Origin of the sequence: Commensalibacter sp. M0268 (assembly GCF_016101925.1) — a bacterium.
In the GTDB taxonomy this organism is placed as follows: domain Bacteria; phylum Pseudomonadota; class Alphaproteobacteria; order Acetobacterales; family Acetobacteraceae; genus Commensalibacter; species Commensalibacter melissae.
Window position 1 is genome coordinate 1 of record NZ_JACFPQ010000007.1, and the last position, 19,573, is coordinate 19,573.

A 19,573-nucleotide genomic window follows, 5' to 3' on the forward strand; every position below is an offset into this window, starting at 1 on the left:
TAAATTATCCGCTGAAATGTTGGATTATACCATAAAAGTCCCAACTCCATCCCATCAGGATGCCTCTTTGGGTAAAGTCGTCGATCTTGCCCATCAGGCCATTCCAAATATTGAAAGAAATCATCCAAATGGAGTGGCAGGATTGGATGCACGGGGTCAGTTGACTCAACCTATTAATAATCCGTTTATAATAACGCAGTCTATTAATCCTGATGCTAAAGTTTCCATCTATTTAGATGATGATGTTCATGCTTATGCGGATAAAACACTGTTTGATATTTACACGGTTGGTGCACAAAGCAAAATTATAGCATTTGCTCCATCCGAGGGAATAGCTAATATCTTGGCATCAGCAAGGGCTGATAAGATTGAGGAGTTAAAAGGATATATATTTGCTGGGGGAGCCTGTTGGTTACCCGATTGTCAGCTATTAGAATTTAAGGGGTATCAAGGGTCATATACCTTTGTGTGTTATGGTTCTGATATGGATAAATCAGGTTATAAAATTAAAACTGATATTATTTGTGAAAACCAGATGGTTGATGGAAAAGGGGAAGCATTTAAAAAAGATGCTATTATCACTATAAGGGTTGGTGATGTTGTAACTCTTATGGCGCATTGGATGGATCAAAATAGGACATATTATTATGTTAAGAGAAGTAGAAGCGCTGGATTATTGAGTAATTTATATTTATCAGAAAAAGAACAACCCAAAACCATTACATCATTGGGATACCAAGATGAAATACAATTTGGTAAAGATGGTATCTTTTGGTGTTCAAAAGAAGGTGGAGAAGGACAGGCTGAATGGTCTTTATATCCGTCTCATGCCGCAATGAAAAAAGATCATACAGGAAAATTTACTTATCCTTATGTAACCCCTACAACCAAGGATAAATTGCCTGTTGATTATCCAATTGGAACACAATCATATGATACTGATAAAAAAGAACCCCTATGGTGGAACGGTACTGAATGGATTGATCCGGTTGCCAAAGCAGCAACAATCAAAATAGGCAACATTGTATCTGTCGAAGCTGACCAACCTGCTCAAATAACGAATTCAGGATCTGATATAAATGCAGTTTTTGATTTTTCAATTCCGAAGGGAGAAAAAGGAAAGCAAGGGATTAGTGTTGAATCCGTTATCATGAATGATGATTTAACCTTTTCCTTTATGATGAGTAATGGTTCAATTGAGAAAGTTAATTCCGGTCTTTATAGAAATAAAGATGGAGTAGTTATCGCGCCTGAAAAGGTTTTTGAAATTCCAAATGATTTTTCATTAAATGGTAATTTATACATAGCTTCTGATGATTATCTCAACGGCAGTAAAAAAATGCCTGAAGGATTGTCATTAAACGGTAATATCGTTCTTACTGATGGTTCTGTCTACTATAAAAATTCCTGGAATAATGGTGGCGTACTTTGTGTTGCTTAATAGCTAGTATTTTTTCATTCAATTGTAGATATATAGGGCATTAAAATGATTAATAATTCTCCAAAGAATCTGAATCTTTCAGATTGTACTGTTTCTATTGATGAAGGGAGGACATCAAAAACATTATCTGAATGGGCAAAAACGGCAAATGATACAATAGGAGAAGTAGCAGGACTTTCTGAAACCTCAATTAACGTAAATGAAAAATGTGAGATATTGTCAAAGCAAATTAAAGATTTGAATTTTGATAATTATTTATCAAGGGATCAATCTTTTACATCCGGTAATGTTCTGCTTTTGGATAATACAAATCAATTTATTGGTCCAAAGGCACGTTCTGATAATGGAACTGTTTTTATGTCTTATGGACATATTTTAAATCTTAATGGATTTCGTGCAAGTCCTGATCCTGCATGTACTCGTATAATCGAACATTATACATTGAAAAATAAATATTGGGTAGTATTAAAAACTTGGACAGATGATAAGCATGCATATCGTTCTTTTGTAGGAGATGCTTTTCATCCCGATAGGGATGGAGTGGGTGATCTTGGAATAGGAAACCATGCCTGGAATAATATTTATTCAAAAACGGCATTGAGCGTAACTTCTGATAAAAACGAAAAAAAATTGTTTCCGCTCTGGGCAATGAAGATAATGTTGAAAACCAAAAATTGCTAGATGCAATTTACAATCTTGATGTTCATACATTCAAGCTTAATTGCGCTATTGATAAAAAGGGAGAGGGTAAAGCCAGATTGCATAATGGTTTTATAGCTCAGGAGGTTGAGAAGTCTTTGAAAGATAAAGGTTTATCAGCTTCTGATTATGGAATGTGGATAGAAGAAAAAGTTTTTGAGACACAAGATATTGAGACAGGCGAAAAAGATGACAGGGGTAATCCTGTTACAAAAAGAGAGTGTGTATTCTTAAAAGATGCTGATGGTAATCAGGTTTACAGGCAGTCTTTACGATATGATGAAATATTTTGTGTTTTTATTCAAGCATTCAAACAAAAATTGAAAAAACTTGAGGATTTTAAACAAGTTTACGAGCAAAGAATTAGTGATTTAGAAACTAGGCTATCAAATTTAAAATAAATTTTTCAAATTAATGAATGAAATTAATTAAGAGATATAAAATGACAAATCAAAATAACGCTCCAAAAGATCTGGACCTGTCTGCATGTAATGTTTCAATGGATGGTGGTAATACATCACAGCAACTTTCAGAACTTGTTAAAACAGCAAATGATACAAATAGTAAAATAGCCGATATTTTAAATATTGCAAGTAATTCGAAACAGGATGTAGATAATTTAACAACAAAAATTGACAATATTTATTCAAAAGAAAATAACTATCAACCCAATGGTGTTTTACCTCTTGATAATACAGGACAATTTTTATTTCAGCCTGCAAAAAATGAAGATGGAGTAACATATATAACTGCTGGTTATTTACAAAAAGACGGTTATATACAAGTAAATACCAAGTCAAGGGAAATTCATTATCAATATTCCGTAAATTCTAATGGAAATGATGGTAATAATAAAAGTTATATTGACACTATTTGGGCAGATGATTTTAATGCATATTATGCATTTGGTTCTGTTTCCTTTCATCCCCTCAATGATGGCGGTGGGGACCTGGGACGTGCGGGAAATTCATGGAACAATCTTTTCATAAAGACCGCACCAAACGTGACCTCGGACAAAAACGTCAAGACCATCACATCCATCCTTGATGAGAAAGCCGATAATTCTGACAGGAAATTATTGGATGCCCTGTATAATGTCAATGTTGTCAATTACAAGCTGAATGACGCGATAAAAGAGAAAGGTGAGGACAAAGCACGTGTTCATACAGGTTTTATCGCGCAGGATATGGAACAGGCGATCAGGGATGCGGGACTTGATCCATCCGATTATGCCATGTGGACGCAGGATGCATCACCTGAATTCAAGAGGGTGGATACAGGCGAGAAGGATGAAAACGGGAACCCGATCCTTAAATCTGTTCAGGAAGTGCCAAAAGATGACAAGGGTGACGTTATTTATAGTCAAAAACTGAGATATACCGAGGTTATTTGTATGCTTTTAGCCGCTCATAAACAGAAAATCAATGATCTTGAGACACGGCTGATGAAACTTGAAAGTAAATAAAATGAGCAGATTTGATATGACACAAGGTCTCGCAAAAGGATCATTGGGACAGGAAATGACAGGTGGACAGATTGTTGATCGTTTATCTGCCGGTATATTGGTTGAAAACAGGATCGTAAATGATCCAGCCATTACCCTGATGTTTCCAAAAGCGGGAGAAATCAGCTATCGTCTTCTACTCCAGAAAGCGTGCAGGATTTCACTTGGGCAAGGGCAAAAGGGTCAGTTGCAACGCATGACGATCATTCTTCAGCAACCCTATGAAGGGAATTGCGAGGTTGAATTTGATGCATCTGTCAAATGGCAGAATAGGCAACCCTTTATTGATACAAGAGCAGGGTCGGTTACCCTTGTAGAAATTTTGTTTGATGGAATGTCACAATTTTATGGAAAACTGATTTATGGCTGATGCCAAAAAACAGCAGTAAATAGGATATATTAATAATGAAAATCTTGTCTAGTTTGGTAGTGGTAACATATCGGATGAATGGGATTTTATCGTGTTATTTAAATCAAACAGATCATTGCTGATTTTCATCAAAGGAGAGCAATCCCACAGATAAAGTGAAGGGAATAAGTATTTCATTTTTTGAAGGAATATCTTATTTTAATTCTTTGCGGTAAGAATCTGGGGATTGCAAGAACAGGTCAGTTTAACGTCAGTAAAGAAAAATCATAATATAGAATAAAAGAATGCATCCTGTTGTAGATAAATATTTTATTATCAGATTCAGGTATGGTTTTGAAAGGATATGGAACAGATAGAACTCTGCTTAGGAACAATATTACAACTAAATATGGCGACATTTTCATAAAGACGAAACAGTTGTTTGTTACCAGAAAACGAATATTCCTGTTACGATTAGTTTGATTTAGGTATGTGTAATTCAGCTATATTTTCCATGGCAAGGTTCCTTTGTGAGGTATGGCATAATGATGAATCTCATGGGTCTATATATTTTAGAAAATAATCTTTCCCAAACGCAATAAGGGATTGATCATCAGCATTATATTCAAGGTTGTTATCAGCCAAGATACTTGGATAATTTTGGGCAAAAATGTGTCTACCATCATAATGAATGAAATTTAATTGGTCGTGAGGAAATATTAATAGCAGATTACCAAGTTTATATGAATTGCCTATTGAAAGTGCACAAGTGGATATTGAAAGATATAACAAATGTAAAAAAGGATTTATTATTGATTATATATTTTTATATGAATTAACCGTTTTTTTTACAGTATTACTAATAATTTAATCCTATATTGTTGGGATATGGAAAAATCACTAACCATATGGTAAATATTTCCGAATATCAAACCTTTGGAATTATCGATGATATATCATCACATCAAACCAGAAATTTGTGCAAGATGACGTGAGTTGTGGAATGGCAATTTAATTTCCAATGAGACAATTAACAAAATTATTATCGAGAAAGCAAATTTGATTGACCCGGAACCAATGACGTAAGATCTTAAAAATGACCTGTAAATTATATCATTGATTATGTCAAACGACGTATTGAATGGTTGGATCAACAATTTAAGTATTACAGTGAATTATTATAGGTTTTATTGATTATAGAATTACTTTTTAAAGAGTGGTTTTATGAGTAACTTAAATAAATATTCGTAATTTTTTCATGGAAAAAGTCAAAATTTCTGTAACTATTAATTTTTTGTTTTTTATTGATTCATTTATCGTGTTGAATAATATTAATTAAAAAATGAGATAATTGATTGTTATTGAAAGTTTAATTTTATTGATAAACTTATCTATTGGCGGACCCGACGAGATTCGAACTCATGGCCTTTGCCTTCGGAGGGCAACGCTCTATCCAGCTGAGCTACGGGTCCTTTGAAAATGTTCATACTCTGTTTTAATGAAAATAGCCAGTTTTTCTTTTGTCAAATATAATTTTTCTTTTTTTATCCTTATATCAAGATTGATAAATTACAGGGTTCATTGAATTTGTTTGATTGACGGTAAATTCCATTTAAATTTTAACGATAACAAGCGAATTGCACTACAGATTATAATGGCAAACCATGGAGCAAAGGTGGGACTGATAATATTCTTGTCCCCCATAATTTGGACAATGGCTCCGCCAATGGCGGCAGAGGCATAAATTTCCTTGGTTAATACGGATGGAATCAGGGCGGTTAATGTATCACGCAATATTCCTCCACCGATGGCCGTAAGTGTTCCAAGAAAAATACTTATTTCGCAATTTCCGGTAAAAACAAACGCTTTATGGGCGCCAAACGAAGCAAAAAAACCCAATCCGATGGCATCAAAAAACAGAGTTGGATGATTGAGATGTAAAAGTAATTTTTGGAAAAAGGCAGCCAGGAAAACTGAAGTCAAGACAATAACGAGATATTCCAGATTCATCATCCCCGCTAAAGGAAAAGAACCGATACAGATATCCCTTACAATTCCTCCACCACAGGCTGTGACAAAGGCAATGCAAAAAACGCCAAAGATGTCCAGATTACGATTAATGGCTGCCAGAGCTCCACTGATGGCGAAAGCAAATGTTCCGATTAAATCAACATAATGGAAAAAAGTATGACTCATAGGAACATGTTCCCTGGGGATATGAAATGTTAATGAAATTGAAAAGCGGTTAATTCTTTCAGTGTGGGCATACCATTTTGGGCCCCAGTGCGTGTAACCGAAAGTGCAGAAGCTTGCAAGGCTTTTTCAATCGCTTTTTCATATCCCAAATGAAGAAAACAGCAAAAGGCGCCACAAAATGTATCACCCGCCCCTGTTGTATCGACGGTTGGTACGGTATAGGCGGGGATATGTTGAATTTGTTTTTCTTTATTTTTAAAAAGTATTCCGCTGCGGCCCCATGTCATGATAATGGGTGTAGAGCTATGCAGGATAATGTCTTCGTAAGTTTCTGATCCATTATGTCGAAAGGCTTTTATCTCATGTTCGTTCGGTAAAAGATAACTGATTTTTGGAATGATATCTGCAGGAAGCTGTCGTGAAGGTGCAGGATTAACAACAATTATTTTTTTTAATCGATATGCAATCTCAATGGCTTCAATCTGCGTTTCCAAAGGGATTTCCTGCTGTAAAAGAATAATATCATGGGATTTGATGAGAGATTCAGCATTGAGGATATCCTGGGCTGATAGACTTTCATTGGCTCCTTCTGTAACAATAATTGTATTATCTGTATTTGTATGCATTATTAATGCGGTTGCAGTAGGACTTTGTTTGCAGGTTTTTATAGGTGTAATGTTGACATGATATTTTTTAAGGTTTTCTATCAGCAATTGACCAAAATGATCATTTCCGATTGCACCCAATATTGTAACTGATGCCCCCAGTTTTGCTGCTGCTATTGCCTGATTATTCCCCTTTCCACCACAATGAATCTGTAAGGGGCCGCCGATCAGGGTTTCTCCAGTTTCAGGGAAATGATCAACAGAAGTTTCGAGGTCAGTATTTAAACTACCAATAACCAGAATATTATTCATAAAAAAGCCTTATTGTCAGTTACAATATTTAAATAGATACTATAATTATTTTAAATGAAATAGATTGATAGAATTTATTTTTATATTTCTTTTAAAATATGGGTTATAATAACCTGATATGAAAAATATTTAATCGCACATTGTGAAATTGCATGTTTGTATTAGATATTAAGTAGCTTATTTCATAAAAAAGATTATAGATAGAGTATTAATTTACGTTAAACAGAAAGCAGAAAGGACGGCTTAAATGGCTTATAAATCAGTTAATCCCTTTAACAATGAAACGGTGAAGACCTTTCAGGAATTAACGGAGAATGAAGTAGCTGCTAAAATTGATGAAGCTCAAGCTGCTTACTTAAAATGGCGTAAGACAGATTTTGCTACTCGTCGTCAAGTGATGAAAAAAGCCGCATCAATTTTGCGTGATAAGAAGGCGGAATTTGCTCATTATGTTACCTTGGAAATGGGAAAGCTAATTGCAGAAGCTGAAGCGGAAGTTGATTTGACGGCGGACATTTTTGATTACTATGCAGAAAATGCCGAAAAATTTCTTGCACCAAAAACCTTACATCCAAAAGATGGTCACAAGGCCTATGTTGAGTATGACCCAATAGGTATCATTTTCTGTGTTGAACCATGGAATTTCCCTTATTATCAACTTGTTCGTGTTGTTGCAACGAATTTGATGGCTGGAAATGTGGTAATGGTCAAACATGCTTCCATTGTTCCACAATGTGCGGGTGCTTTTGAAAAATTGATGCTTGATGCTGGTGCACCAAAAGGTGTTTATACCAATCTTTATGTATTATCTCAGCATACCGACAAAATCATTTCCGATCGTCGTGTCCGTGGTGTTGCGCTTACGGGAAGTGAAAAGGCAGGAAGTATTGTCGCTGGCAAAGCCGGTGAAAATCTTAAGAAATCCACCCTTGAACTGGGTGGCAGTGATGCATTTATTGTTCTTGAAGATGCCGACCTGGATTCAGCATGCAAATGGGGTCTTTGGGGTCGTATGAATAATACGGGACAATGTTGTGTTGCCGCTAAACGTTTCATCGTTGTTGAATCTGTTGCAGATGAATATCTGAAACGTCTTACAGACTGTTTTTCTAAACTGAAAATGGGTGATCCAATGGATCGTAGCACGACATTGGGTCCATTATCCAGTGAGGCAGCTGCACAGGAAATTGCAGATATGACAGCCGAAGCTGTCAAGCATGGTGCCAAGGCCGTGATTGGTGGTAAACGTCCAAATCGTTCAGGCGCTTTTATGGAAGCGACCATTTTAACCGATATTACCAAGCAAAATCCAGTATTCTATAAAGAATTTTTTGGACCAGTTGTTATGTTCTTCCGTGTTCCAGATGAAAAAGCGGCAATTGAGTTGGCCAATGATTCAGATTTTGGTTTGGGTGGAACCGTATTTTCAAGAGATGTTGAGCGTGCAAAGCGGGTTGCAAAGGAAATTGATACCGGCATGGTCTTTATCAACCGTCCTACCTGGACAGCGCCAGATCTTCCATTTGGTGGTGTGAAACATTCTGGATATGGTCGTGAATTGTCTGATGAGGGAATTTTTGAATTCCTTAATCATAAATTAATTTATATCGAGAAATAATTTCATTTTTACTATATTTATAAAGTGAAATTTGGATTAAAAGAGGGGTTCATTATATTTAATGAATCCTTTTTTATTTCAGGTCAAGAATTTATGGAACCTTTTATTGCATTACGTCGTGAACGTTTAAATAGAGGAATTCGATTTGCACATGCACGATGTTTGGAAATCGGTGCATTGATTGATCCAGTTTTATGTCGAGAAAATGGAAATGTTTTTTACGCAGATCATTTGTCGACGGAAGAGCTGAAAGAGCAATTTGCCTGGAATACCAATTTTGATTCTCGTCAATTGGTAGAGATTGATTATATCTGGAAAAAAGAATGTGCTTTGAAGGAGTGTGTGGATGGTCAGTTTGATTATGTAATCGCATCTCATGTTGCAGAACATGTCCCAGACTTGATCGGATGGATTGAGGAAATACGACAAATTTTAAAACCTGATGGACAATTACGTTTGGTTTTGCCAGATGGTCGTTATTCTTTTGATATGAAAAGGCAGCCTACCCGGTTGGCTGATTTACTTGCTGCCTGGTTAAAAAAATCTACATGCCCTGAAACACACCTGGTGTTGGACTTTGCATTAAATAAAATTAATGATAAAGATATTCCAAAAATTCATGCAGAATATGGATTATATCCTGATAAAGAAAATCTGGAAAGCCAAATCCCGTTTTCTGAGGTTCTGGAATGGGGGGAAAGAACACTAATACCTGATCATTATGAAGATATTCATTGTTGGGTTTTGCATTTAGGTTTGTTTGTGAAACTGATGATGAATTTGGCTGAACATGGAATTATAAAAATGGCTTGTGTGGAATGGTTTGATATTGATCCATCAAAGCTGAGTTATGAATTTACGGTTTTTCTTGTATCGGAAAAAAATAGGGAAAAATGTGTTGAAAGCTGGAAAGAAGTTTATGAAAAGATTAGAAATTCACCCTATCAATTCAGTTTTGCCCAACATTTAGAACAGGAAAATATAAAATTGAAACAGGAACTGACGGCCATACAGAATTCTTTCTGTTGGCGTGTGACATCCCCTTTACGTCAATTAGTTAAACTGTTTAAATGATAAATTTTTCTTTCAGGGGTCGACCAATTGAATAATAATGAATATTTTCATTTTTCATCACTTTGGGATCGTAAATATTTCTGAAGTCGATTACCAGTGGTTTTTTCATCCAGTTTTTCAGGATCTTGGGTGTCAAAGAACGGAATTCATTCCATTCTGTCAGGATAATCAAGGCGTCAGCCTGATTGGCTGCATCGTTAATTCTATCAAAATATTGAACTGTATTAGGTAATAAGGGTTTTGCCTTTTCATTTCCAACAGGGTCAAAAACTTTTATCTGGGCACCCTCTTCAATCAAACGGTGAATAATGGGAATAGATGGGGATTCCCGCATATCATCTGTATTTGGTTTAAAGGTAAGTCCCAGAATGGTAATGGTTTTATTGTGAACATTACCACCACATAATTGAATAATTCTTCCACTTATGTTTGCTTTTCTGGCATCATTAGCTTGTGCGGTTGCCTCTACCAGCCGTGAGGGTGTACCTGCTTCTTGGGCGATGCGAATTAGGGCGAGAGTGTCTTTCGGGAAACAGGATCCGCCATAACCTGGGCCTGGCCGTAAAAAATATTTGCCGATTCTGCTGTCTAATCCAATAGCATTGGCAATTTCTTCTATATTTCCTCCAACTTGTTCACAAAGATCAGCAAGCTCGTTAATATATGAAAGTTTCATCGCTAAAAAACAATTTGAGGCATATTTTGCCAGTTCAGCACTTTCCAAATTGGTAAACAAAATTGGTGTTTCTTTTTGAAATAAGGGTTGGTAAAGTCGACTCATGATTTCTTGGGCTTTTTGTGCGCGATCTTTTCTGTCTTTTTCAATACCGATAATGATACGGTCAGGTGTCATGAAATCTTGAATGGCCTCGCCCTCGCGAAGAAATTCAGGATTGGAGGCGACATCAAAATCAAGAGATGGATTTTCCTTACGGATGATTTGTGCAATCCGTCGGCTTGTACCAACCGGGACTGTTGATTTGGTAACGATAATTGCATATTCTTTTAGATGTTTTGCAATTTCCAGGGCTGCTTGATGGACATAAGTCATGTCGGCATGTCCATCACCGTTACGTGGGGGTGTACCCACGGCAATAAAAATGGCCTTACAATCAGGAATAGCCTCTTTAATCGTTTCAAAAAACTGTAACCGATTGGCTTTGATATTATTCTGAACCAAAAGATCCAAACCAGGTTCATAGATAGGAATATTTCCTTGCTTTAACGCATTTAACCGGTTGGAATCCTTTTCCACGACAGCGACATCAAGTCCGAATTCTGCAAAACAAGCAGCAGAAACAAGACCAACATATCCTCCACCAATCATTGCTATACGCACAGAACATTCCTTATTTTTAATCAAGATATTGCCAGTTTTATAGATTATTAAATTAAGTTAATTTAAAAATTAAAAAAATAAAAATTTTAAAAATATTGAAACAAGTTCATTATAAAGGGTAATGAAGAGGTTTTCAGTGGTATATAGACAATAGATATATTCAATATTGATGGGAATAATAATTAGATTCTATAGGGTGGATTATTCTTGGGAAGAGGATGATGGTTAAAATATTTAATCTATATAAAATGTTTAAAAATAAAAGATATTTATGTGCTTAAATATAAATATTAGAAAATAATAGAATTATAGGATAAAACTTGTAATCAATATTATTGAACAACTTCTCAATTCGTTAGCTAATAATGTTGTGATGAGTTTAACCGGGAATTAAGATGTATCAATTGAAACGTCCGTGGATTTGGATCGCTTTGTTAGGTCGTATGGCTTTAAACGGTGTTCGGGAAACGGGTAACCTTGCATTGTTTGCATTAAGCGGATTTATAAATATTTTTTATCCTCCATTTTATTGGCGCATTTTTTTGGGATCTTTACTTGATATAGGTTATTTGTCTTTACCTGTTGTTGCTTTAACTGCATTATTTTCTGGAGGTGTTATCGCATTACAATCCTATACCGGTATGTCCCAGTATCATGTAAATAGCGCGATTGCCAATATTGTTGTGTTGGCTGTCACTCGTGAGCTTGGGCCCGTTTTGGCAGGATTGATGGTTGCGGGACGGGTGGGGGCAGCCATGGCCGCGGAAATTGGAACAATGCAGGTGACGAATCAGATTGATGCGCTCAAAACCTTATCAACCAATCCTATCAAATATCTTGTCACCCCCCGTTTGCTAGCTGCTACGCTTGCTTTACCATTTCTAGTTTTGATTGCTGATATCCTGGGGGTGCTGGGTGGTTTTACTGTTTCGGTCATTAAATTGGGTTTTTCGCCCCAGGGTTATATTGCGGCGACCATGAATGCCGTGAAACCTATTGATATTACAATTGGTTTGGTGAAAGCGGCGGTTTTTGGATTTCTTATTGCCTTGATGGGATGTTATCATGGATATCGTAGCCGTGGGGGCGCACAGGGGGTTGGTGCAGCGACGACCTCTGCTGTTGTTGCTGCCTCTATTTTATTGCTAGTATTTGACTATTTGTTAACGGATATCTTTTTTGCAAAATGACCAAAACTTATCCCAAAATTCGTATACGTAATCTTTCCAAATCTTTTGGTAGCAACCATGTGTTACGTAACATTAATATGGATGTAATGGAGGGTACTTCTTTTGTTATTATTGGTGGATCTGGAAGTGGAAAGTCTGTTTTGCTTCGCTGTATTTTGGGGTTAATGACACCAGATAGTGGCACGATCGAAATTGATGGCAAAAATATTTTTGAATTGCCATATTCCGAACAAGCAGAAAAATTACAGGAAATGGGTATGTTGTTTCAGAACTCTGCCTTGTTCGATAGCTTGCCTATCTGGGAAAATGTTGCCTTTGCCCTTTTAAATGGACATCGTAAAAATCAGCCAAGAGTTAGTCGTGCCCGGGCGAGGGAGAGGGCAAACAGGGTTTTGGAACTTGTTGGTCTGGATGCAGATAATATTGGCGATTTATATCCCAGTGAGTTATCTGGTGGGATGCAGAAACGGGTTGGCTTGGCACGTGCGATTGCTTCAAAACCGGAAATTATCTTTTTTGATGAACCGACCACAGGGTTGGATCCTATCATGGGAGCAATAATTGATAACTTGATTGTTGATTGCGTTAAGAAGCTGGGTTCTACCACAATTGCCATTACCCATGATATGGCTTCTGCCCAGCGGATCGGGGATCAGATTGCCATGTTGTATAAAGGGGAGCTGATTTGGCAGGGTGAAGCTGGTAAACTTATGCAGAGTGAGAATCCCTACGTGCATCAATTTACACATGGTCTTTATGCAGGTCCTATTAAAATGGAAATGAAAGTATAAGAGGACGTTTTGGCGAAAAAGCCGGTTAAAATGTTTGTCTGTCAAAGTTGTGGCGCTATTTATCATAAATGGGCTGGACGATGTGAGGCTTGTGGTGAATGGAATACAATTAGCGAGGAAACCAGGGAAACAAGTCCGATTTCTGTACTGGGACATGCAGGCAAGATGATTCAGTTTACAGGGCTGGATGGTGAGATTTCACCTCCTGATCGTCAGTCCATTGGTGTTTCTGAATTTGATCGTGTTCTGGGTGGAGGTCTTGTCCAATCTTCTGTTACGCTGGTGGGAGGAGATCCTGGCATTGGAAAGTCAACTTTATTGTTGCAGGCTGCTTGTGCTTTATCAAGACAGGGACAATCCGTTTTATATATTTCAGGAGAGGAGTCTGTTAACCAGATAAGAATGCGTGCCAATCGGTTAGGGTTAGAGGATGCGGAACAAAGAAAAAACATACAACTGGCTGCCTGCATAAATGTTGCGGATATTCTTTCAACGCTGGAAAAAGAAAAAAATATAAGTCTCGTTATCATTGATTCTATTCAAACAATGTGGCTGGATACGGCGAATGGGGCCCCTGGGACGGTAAGTCAGGTTCGGGCTGCGGCTTTTGAATTGATTCGTATGGCAAAACAGAAAGAATTTGCATTAATTTTTGTGGGACATGTTACCAAGGAAGGTTCTATAGCGGGGCCGCGTGTCCTAGAACATATGGTTGATGCCGTATTATATTTTGAGGGGGATCGAGGACATCAATTTCGTATTTTACGGGCAGCAAAAAATCGATTTGGTGCAACAGATGAAATTGGTGTTTTTTCAATGACAGGACAGGGTTTGGTAGAGGTGGCAAACCCATCTGCTTTATTCCTTGCAGAGCGACATGGTCATATAGCGGGGTCAGCCGTTTTTGCGGGTTTGGAGGGAACCCGTCCTGTTTTGTTGGAAGTGCAGGCCTTGTTGGCACCCAAATTTGGGGATTCAGCGCCAAGACGTACAGTTATTGGATGGGATAATGCACGCCTTAATATGTTGCTTGCTATTTTGGAGACACGTTGTTCGTTACGGTTTAACGGGGTGGATGTTTATTTAAATATGGCAGGCGGTTTGAGAATTACCGAACCTGCGGCGGATTTGGCCGTGGCAGCAGCTTTGGTTTCGGCTTTGACCCATCATTCCGCCTCTCCAGGTTCAGTGTATTTTGGTGAAATTGGTTTATCTGGAGAAATTCGACAGGTGCCACAAGCCGACTTACGCATGAAAGAGGCATTTAAGCTAGGTTTTGATGAAGTTGTTTTACCCAAGCGTATTGCACATGGAAATAGCAAACTATCCGTCCCCGATGGATTACAGCTGATAGAATTAGGTCATATAAGTGATTTGGTGTCTCAATTCACATAAAATTTATTACATTTGATTACTGAAATTTTTCTTTTGGATATATTTGTTAGAAATACAAAATTATCGTTATTTAATAGTTAATTAAATCAATTTTATAAAAAAAGATAATTTTTGATAATTATCTAAAAAATAAAATTATAGTCAGGAATTCAAAAATTATGGCTAAGAATATTGAACCCAATCTTAAAAATATTGAGTTATATTTAAAACTTAATCGAACAGAAAATTTTTTAATTCCAGAATATCAACGGGGATATTCATGGGATATTGGACAATGTGATAAATTGTTAGAAGATATAGAGAATTTTAAGGAAAGTGAATCAAATGATCCTTATTTTTTTGGAAGCATTATAATTGATTGCTCGGATCAAAATCAATTCAGTCTAATTGACGGTCAACAGCGTACAACGACTTTTTTGTTGTTACTCAAAGCCATTTTGTTACGATTAAATGAAGTGCTACAAACTGTTTCAAAAGATGAAGATTCAGAGGCATTGATAGCTGGTCTTAAAGCGAATAGAAATAAAATTATGGAAATTTTGTATAAAGCAGAAGCCGAAATATACCTTCTATGCTTAAAGATCCAAAAAAGACACAAAATATTCTCATACTAGGAAATAAATCAATTAATGAATTGTATCCAGAAGAATTTAATAAAATTATAGGTGCCAGTGATTTTGAAGATGCCGAGGAAAAAGTTTTTAAGCTGCCTTATAAAAAAAATAATAACCGATATACAAACTATTTTCGTAACTTTAAAAATTTTTATGAAAAATTGAGAGAAAATAGCGATTCTTGGTTGAATCAATTTACAAAAACTTTTTTAAAAAATTGTCAGGTAATCGAAATACGCAGTTGGCAAGTCGAACAAGCTATTACAATGTTTAATTCATTGAATTCAACAGGTTTGCCGCTTTCAGATGCAGATATTATTTCTGCAAAATTATATTCATATGTAGGTGATAAAAGAGAGGAATTTAATATTCAATGGGAAGAGATTCTCCAATTAACAAATAAATTAAAATCTAAAAAAGTCGTTACAATTGATTCTGTATTGCAACAATTTATGTACATTAATCGTGCTAAAGAACAGGAATATTTGAAATCTTATATTTATGTAAGAACTCCAGGTCTAAGAAGATATTATGCTGATCATGAGCAGGATTTGTTAAAAAATCCATTTTTACTATGCAATAATTTAAAAAAAATTGCATATAAATGGGATAAAATTAAAGATTATTCCATTATAAAGTTACTTCTTAAGTGCAATGTTAATATTAAATTATATCTAGCCGCTTATCTGTATCGTTTTGAATTAGATGAAATTACCGAAGATAAAATAATAAATGTCTGTGAATCATTGTTGAAATTATTTTCATTATTAGAGTTGGGAGATGCTGGTTATTCAAGCAATAAATTTAAGATATTTTTATATGCAGAAATTATAAAGATGGTCGATTTTAATATTCCAGAACATGTTATTTGTCAGGATTTTTATGATCATATACATGATAAATGGAATGTCAAAGAGGTTGACGACGCGATATTAACATATGATAAAAACATGCTGGTATTTGTTAATGAATATTTGTACGCTAAAAATAAAAATCTAAAATTTAATTTTTCTGAAACGGTTAATGTTGAACATATCATGCCAGCTAGTGGTCGTAATATAGAGACAATTCGACATGACGCAAAAATGGATAAGAATGAGTTTGAAAATGTAATTAACAGATTGGGAAACAAAATTTTGCTTGAAGAGAATATCAATCGAAGTATCAGTAATGAATGGTTTAAAACTAAAAAGCAAAGTTTTATTCATAATAAAAATGGATACAAAAATAGCAAATATAATTTAGCGAAAACTTTAATTAACTATCCTAGTGATAAATGGGAGAAAAATGATATTTTAGAAACAACTGAAAAAGCAGCGAAAAGAATATCAAATTTTATTTTTTCATAATAATATGCTGTTTTGTTTTTGACGCATTAGATTGATCTCTTCTTATATGTGCTCTAATAATACATCATAATATTAATTTGATCATAAAAAGGATTGATAAATGATGAAAGATCAACATGATTACAAAGTGAAAGATATTTCACTTGCGAGTTGGGGGCGGAAAGAGATTGCTATTTCTGAAGGGGAAATGCCAGGTTTAATGGCTCTTCGTAAAGAATATGCGGATAAACAGATTCTTAAGGGAGCGAAAATTGCCGGCTGCTTGCATATGACTATCCAGACAGCTGTGTTAATTGAAACCCTTGTTGCCTTGGGCGCGGAAGTGCGTTGGTCATCTTGTAACATTTTCTCAACTCAGGATCATGCGGCTGCGGCAATAGCTGCAGCTGGTATTCCTGTATTTGCTTGGAAAGGTGAAACCGAGGAGGAATTTAACTGGTGTATTGAACAGACCATTCATGGTCCGAATGGTTGGGTTCCCAATATGATTTTGGATGACGGGGGTGATTTAACCCTGTTAATGCATCAGAAATATCCTGAGATGTTAAAAAATATTAAGGGGTTATCTGAAGAAACGACAACAGGTGTTCACCGTTTGCGTGAAATGGAAAAGAAAGGAACCTTATTAGTTCCAGCATTCAATGTCAATGACAGTGTTACGAAGTCTAAATTTGATAATTTATATGGTTGTCGTGAAAGCCTGGTCGATGCAATCCGTCGCGGTACAGATGTAATGATGTCTGGAAAGATTGCCGTTGTTGCCGGTTTTGGTGATGTGGGTAAGGGTTCGGCCGCAAGTTTGCGAAATGCTGGTTGTCGTGTTCTTGTTACAGAGGTTGATCCTATTTGTGCATTACAGGCCGCGATGGAAGGATATGAAATTGTCACTATGGAAGAGGCTGCACCACGTGGTGATATTTTCGTAACTTGTACCGGTAATATTGATATTATTACCGTTGATCATATGCGTGCCATGAAAAATCGTGCGATCGTTTGCAACATTGGTCATTTTGATTCAGAAATTCAAGTTGAAAAATTACGGAATTTCACGTGGGAAAATATTAAACCTCAAGTTGATGAGATTATTTTTCCCGATGGTAACCGTATTATTCTTCTTTCTGAAGGACGTTTGGTTAATCTTGGGAATGCCACTGGTCACCCATCTTTTGTGATGTCTGCCTCCTTTACAAACCAGACTTTGGCACAGATTGAATTATGGACAGCACCAAAGGGTAAATATGAAGCAAAAGTCTATACCCTTCCCAAGTTCTTGGATGAGAAGGTGGCAGCTTTACATCTCGAAAAAGTTGGTGCGGTTCTGTCTAAATTGAATAAAGCTCAGGCTGATTATATTGGCGTTGATGTTGAAGGTCCATTTAAACCAGATTCTTATCGTTATTAGTTTTAAAAATAATAGTGACATAAAAAAACTCATTACAATTTGTAATGAGTTTTTTATTTAAATGAATAAATAATATTCAATGACATTTGCTATTGCATTTACTGCAGCTGCTACAACCTGACGTTTGCTGAGTATTGCAGTGTTTCAAGGCCCATTGCTGGCTTATTGCGGGGGCATGGATGCGTTTAAGCACATAAGCAGTTCCTAGCCATATGAATTTGCCAATTATTGGAAAAAACCGGTTTAACCAGTAAAAAATACATAAAACAATAATAAAAAGAACAAGATTATTTTGCATTGGATTTTTCATAATTTATTTTGGGTGTTTTTTTTGTTATAAGTCATTTTGTTAAAATTATAAAATCTTAATGGTATAAATTTCGAATTTGATAACTCATTTTAGAGAAAGTTAGTATTGTGTCTAAAAAAATCATGGTTACGTTTGCTGGTCGAGAAAAAAGAATGTCGGTTCTCAGTGATTATGTTCACGAGATGTTAAAAGAAGGAACTATAGATGAATGGCATATTTGGGATTTTACTCGTAATGAATCAGATAGAAATTTTTTGAAAAAATTGGGTTCTGTAAAATTTTTACATGGCCATTCAGGTTATCAATATTGTCGAGATATAAATTGTAATTCTTCGGTGAGAATACCTATAAGAATCCCTTCAGAACTTTATCTAGCTTTCGTCCCGGAAAAGGGAGATTATTTTATTGAAGCTTTAATAGGGGGATGGAACAATGGTCAAACAAGAATACGTATTGTAGATAAAAAGGCTTTTTTATCTTATGAACGCTCGTCCGATGATAAATCTTATATTTTTATTCAAGGAACACCGGGTGTTTTATCAGATGGTTTGGTCAATAATATTAGTATTAAAAGGGATATTCATGGTAATACCACTGTGGAAGTTGATGATTATCATTTTCGGATTCCATCAAAATATACGCATCATAATAAGTTTTCTATTTATATGCGTACAGATTTTGATAGAACCTTGGAGTTTGTACATAATAACGATAAAATAAAGCGTTTTATTGGAAATGTGTATGAAAATTCTCCTTATTACCGTGCCTATCATTATTACGCTTCTAGATATGATCAATTTGAAAATGATATTTTTTTAAAATGTGATGATGATATTGTTTATATTGAGCTTGATAAAATAAAAGATTTTATTGAATTTACTAAAAAGAACGAGCAATATTTTGTTGTTTCAGCTAATGTTGTTAATAATGCGACCTGCGCTTATTTGCAACAAAAAAATAAAGTGGTTCCTGAAACTGTAGGGCATTATGAAAATCCACGGGAAGGCGTTTACGGTTCGTTATGGGAAAGTGGAAAAAATGCAGAAAAATTACATGATTATTTTATAGATAATAATGCCAGTTCATTGTCTTTAGAAAAACAATTCATGGAATTTAACACACGTTACTCTATTAATTTTATTGCTTGGCGTGGTGAGAAATTGAGATATATGTCTTTGCCTCCTCATGCTGATGACGAGTTTTATTTAACGGCTGTTATTCCTCAATATCTAAATAAAAAAACAGCGATTTATTCTGATTTTATGGTGGCTCATCTTACTTTTAACCCTCAAGAAAAAACAATGGATGTGGATAAAGTTATTAAACGCTATGATCAATTAAAAAAAGATAAATATAAAATTTAATGTTTTATTAATTATGTAGAA

The 19,573-nt window shown here is 35.7% G+C and carries 18 protein-coding genes and 1 tRNA gene; 14 read left to right on the top strand and 5 right to left on the bottom strand.

Translation table 11 applies throughout. The features are described 5' to 3' along the window. From H3R28_RS08540 to H3R28_RS08560, 5 genes are all read left to right on the top strand, one after another. The coding region (locus H3R28_RS08540; RefSeq protein ID WP_198210664.1) for a hypothetical protein at nucleotides 1-1,441 on the top strand (1,441 nt) is incomplete at its 5' end. A 45-nt stretch (nucleotides 1,442-1,486) separates the two neighbouring features. Then, on the top strand, nucleotides 1,487-2,122 hold the full coding sequence (locus H3R28_RS08545) for a hypothetical protein (RefSeq protein ID WP_198210665.1): 636 nt from the start codon (nucleotides 1,487-1,489) through the stop codon (nucleotides 2,120-2,122). Continuing rightward, nucleotides 2,116-2,541, top strand: coding sequence for a tail fiber domain-containing protein (locus tag H3R28_RS08550; protein ID WP_198210666.1), 426 nt, complete (start codon nucleotides 2,116-2,118; stop codon nucleotides 2,539-2,541). Before H3R28_RS08545 ends, H3R28_RS08550 begins: the two co-directional genes overlap by 7 nt. 41 nt (nucleotides 2,542-2,582) lie before the next feature. Then, the gene (locus tag H3R28_RS08555) at nucleotides 2,583-3,605 is read left to right on the top strand and encodes a tail fiber domain-containing protein (RefSeq protein WP_198210667.1); all 1,023 of its coding nucleotides are present in this window, start codon (nucleotides 2,583-2,585) and stop codon (nucleotides 3,603-3,605) included. A gap of 1 nt (nucleotide 3,606) precedes the next feature. Further along, on the top strand, nucleotides 3,607-4,014 hold the full coding sequence (locus H3R28_RS08560; RefSeq protein ID WP_155579934.1) for a hypothetical protein: 408 nt from the start codon (nucleotides 3,607-3,609) through the stop codon (nucleotides 4,012-4,014). A 1,374-nt stretch (nucleotides 4,015-5,388) separates the two neighbouring features. Here H3R28_RS08560 and H3R28_RS08565 read toward each other — a convergent pair. From H3R28_RS08565 to H3R28_RS08575, 3 genes are all read right to left on the bottom strand, one after another. Then, nucleotides 5,389-5,465: transfer RNA gene (locus H3R28_RS08565), tRNA-Arg, on the bottom strand. 106 nt (nucleotides 5,466-5,571) lie between these two features. Continuing rightward, nucleotides 5,572-6,189, bottom strand: coding sequence for a trimeric intracellular cation channel family protein (locus H3R28_RS08570; RefSeq protein WP_110439597.1), 618 nt, complete (start codon nucleotides 6,187-6,189; stop codon nucleotides 5,572-5,574). Nucleotides 6,190-6,218: 29 nt separating this feature from the next. Next, the gene (locus H3R28_RS08575) at nucleotides 6,219-7,106 is read right to left on the bottom strand and encodes a ribokinase (protein WP_198210668.1); all 888 of its coding nucleotides are present in this window, start codon (nucleotides 7,104-7,106) and stop codon (nucleotides 6,219-6,221) included. A 247-nt stretch (nucleotides 7,107-7,353) separates the two neighbouring features. Here H3R28_RS08575 and H3R28_RS08580 point away from each other — a divergent pair, with 247 nt between their 5' ends. Then, on the top strand, nucleotides 7,354-8,724 hold the full coding sequence (locus tag H3R28_RS08580; RefSeq protein WP_110439599.1) for an NAD-dependent succinate-semialdehyde dehydrogenase: 1,371 nt from the start codon (nucleotides 7,354-7,356) through the stop codon (nucleotides 8,722-8,724). 93 nt (nucleotides 8,725-8,817) lie between these two features. Then, nucleotides 8,818-9,798, top strand: a complete 981-nt coding sequence (locus tag H3R28_RS08585; protein ID WP_198210669.1) for a methyltransferase domain-containing protein — start codon at nucleotides 8,818-8,820, stop codon at nucleotides 9,796-9,798. On the opposite strand, the gene H3R28_RS08590 is transcribed toward H3R28_RS08585, so the two are convergent. Continuing rightward, nucleotides 9,791-11,125: a UDP-glucose/GDP-mannose dehydrogenase family protein gene (locus H3R28_RS08590; protein ID WP_232351285.1), complete on the bottom strand. Its 1,335-nt coding sequence runs from the start codon at nucleotides 11,123-11,125 to the stop codon at nucleotides 9,791-9,793. The genes H3R28_RS08585 and H3R28_RS08590 overlap by 8 nt on opposite strands. 407 nt (nucleotides 11,126-11,532) lie before the next feature. Here H3R28_RS08590 and H3R28_RS08595 point away from each other — a divergent pair, with 407 nt between their 5' ends. The 6 genes from H3R28_RS08595 to ahcY all read left to right on the top strand — a co-directional run bounded on the left by H3R28_RS08595 (nucleotide 11,533) and on the right by ahcY (nucleotide 17,878). After that, nucleotides 11,533-12,327 carry an ABC transporter permease gene (locus H3R28_RS08595; protein ID WP_198210671.1) on the top strand — a complete coding sequence of 265 codons (795 nt, stop codon included), beginning with the start codon at nucleotides 11,533-11,535 and terminating at the stop codon, nucleotides 12,325-12,327. Next, nucleotides 12,324-13,118 carry an ABC transporter ATP-binding protein gene (locus H3R28_RS08600; RefSeq protein WP_198210672.1) on the top strand — a complete coding sequence of 265 codons (795 nt, stop codon included), beginning with the start codon at nucleotides 12,324-12,326 and terminating at the stop codon, nucleotides 13,116-13,118. Before H3R28_RS08595 ends, H3R28_RS08600 begins: the two co-directional genes overlap by 4 nt. A gap of 9 nt (nucleotides 13,119-13,127) precedes the next feature. After that, the gene (gene radA / locus H3R28_RS08605; RefSeq protein WP_198210673.1) at nucleotides 13,128-14,513 is read left to right on the top strand and encodes a DNA repair protein RadA; all 1,386 of its coding nucleotides are present in this window, start codon (nucleotides 13,128-13,130) and stop codon (nucleotides 14,511-14,513) included. A 158-nt stretch (nucleotides 14,514-14,671) separates the two neighbouring features. Further along, complete coding sequence (locus H3R28_RS08610; protein ID WP_198210674.1) at nucleotides 14,672-15,127, top strand: DUF262 domain-containing protein; 456 nt, start codon at nucleotides 14,672-14,674, stop codon at nucleotides 15,125-15,127. Further along, the gene (locus H3R28_RS08615; protein WP_198210675.1) at nucleotides 15,085-16,476 is read left to right on the top strand and encodes an HNH endonuclease family protein; all 1,392 of its coding nucleotides are present in this window, start codon (nucleotides 15,085-15,087) and stop codon (nucleotides 16,474-16,476) included. The genes H3R28_RS08610 and H3R28_RS08615 overlap by 43 nt, the downstream gene beginning before the upstream one ends. 103 nt (nucleotides 16,477-16,579) lie before the next feature. Continuing rightward, the gene (ahcY, locus tag H3R28_RS08620) at nucleotides 16,580-17,878 is read left to right on the top strand and encodes an adenosylhomocysteinase (RefSeq protein ID WP_198210681.1); all 1,299 of its coding nucleotides are present in this window, start codon (nucleotides 16,580-16,582) and stop codon (nucleotides 17,876-17,878) included. Between the two features lie 76 nt (nucleotides 17,879-17,954). Here the strand turns inward: ahcY and H3R28_RS09100 are convergent, their stop codons facing one another. Further along, on the bottom strand, nucleotides 17,955-18,188 hold the full coding sequence (locus H3R28_RS09100) for a DUF6587 family protein (protein ID WP_370552844.1): 234 nt from the start codon (nucleotides 18,186-18,188) through the stop codon (nucleotides 17,955-17,957). Nucleotides 18,189-18,295: 107 nt separating this feature from the next. Here H3R28_RS09100 and H3R28_RS08625 point away from each other — a divergent pair, with 107 nt between their 5' ends. Beyond that, nucleotides 18,296-19,552, top strand: a complete 1,257-nt coding sequence (locus H3R28_RS08625; protein WP_198210676.1) for a hypothetical protein — start codon at nucleotides 18,296-18,298, stop codon at nucleotides 19,550-19,552. Nucleotides 19,553-19,573 lie beyond the last annotated feature (21 nt).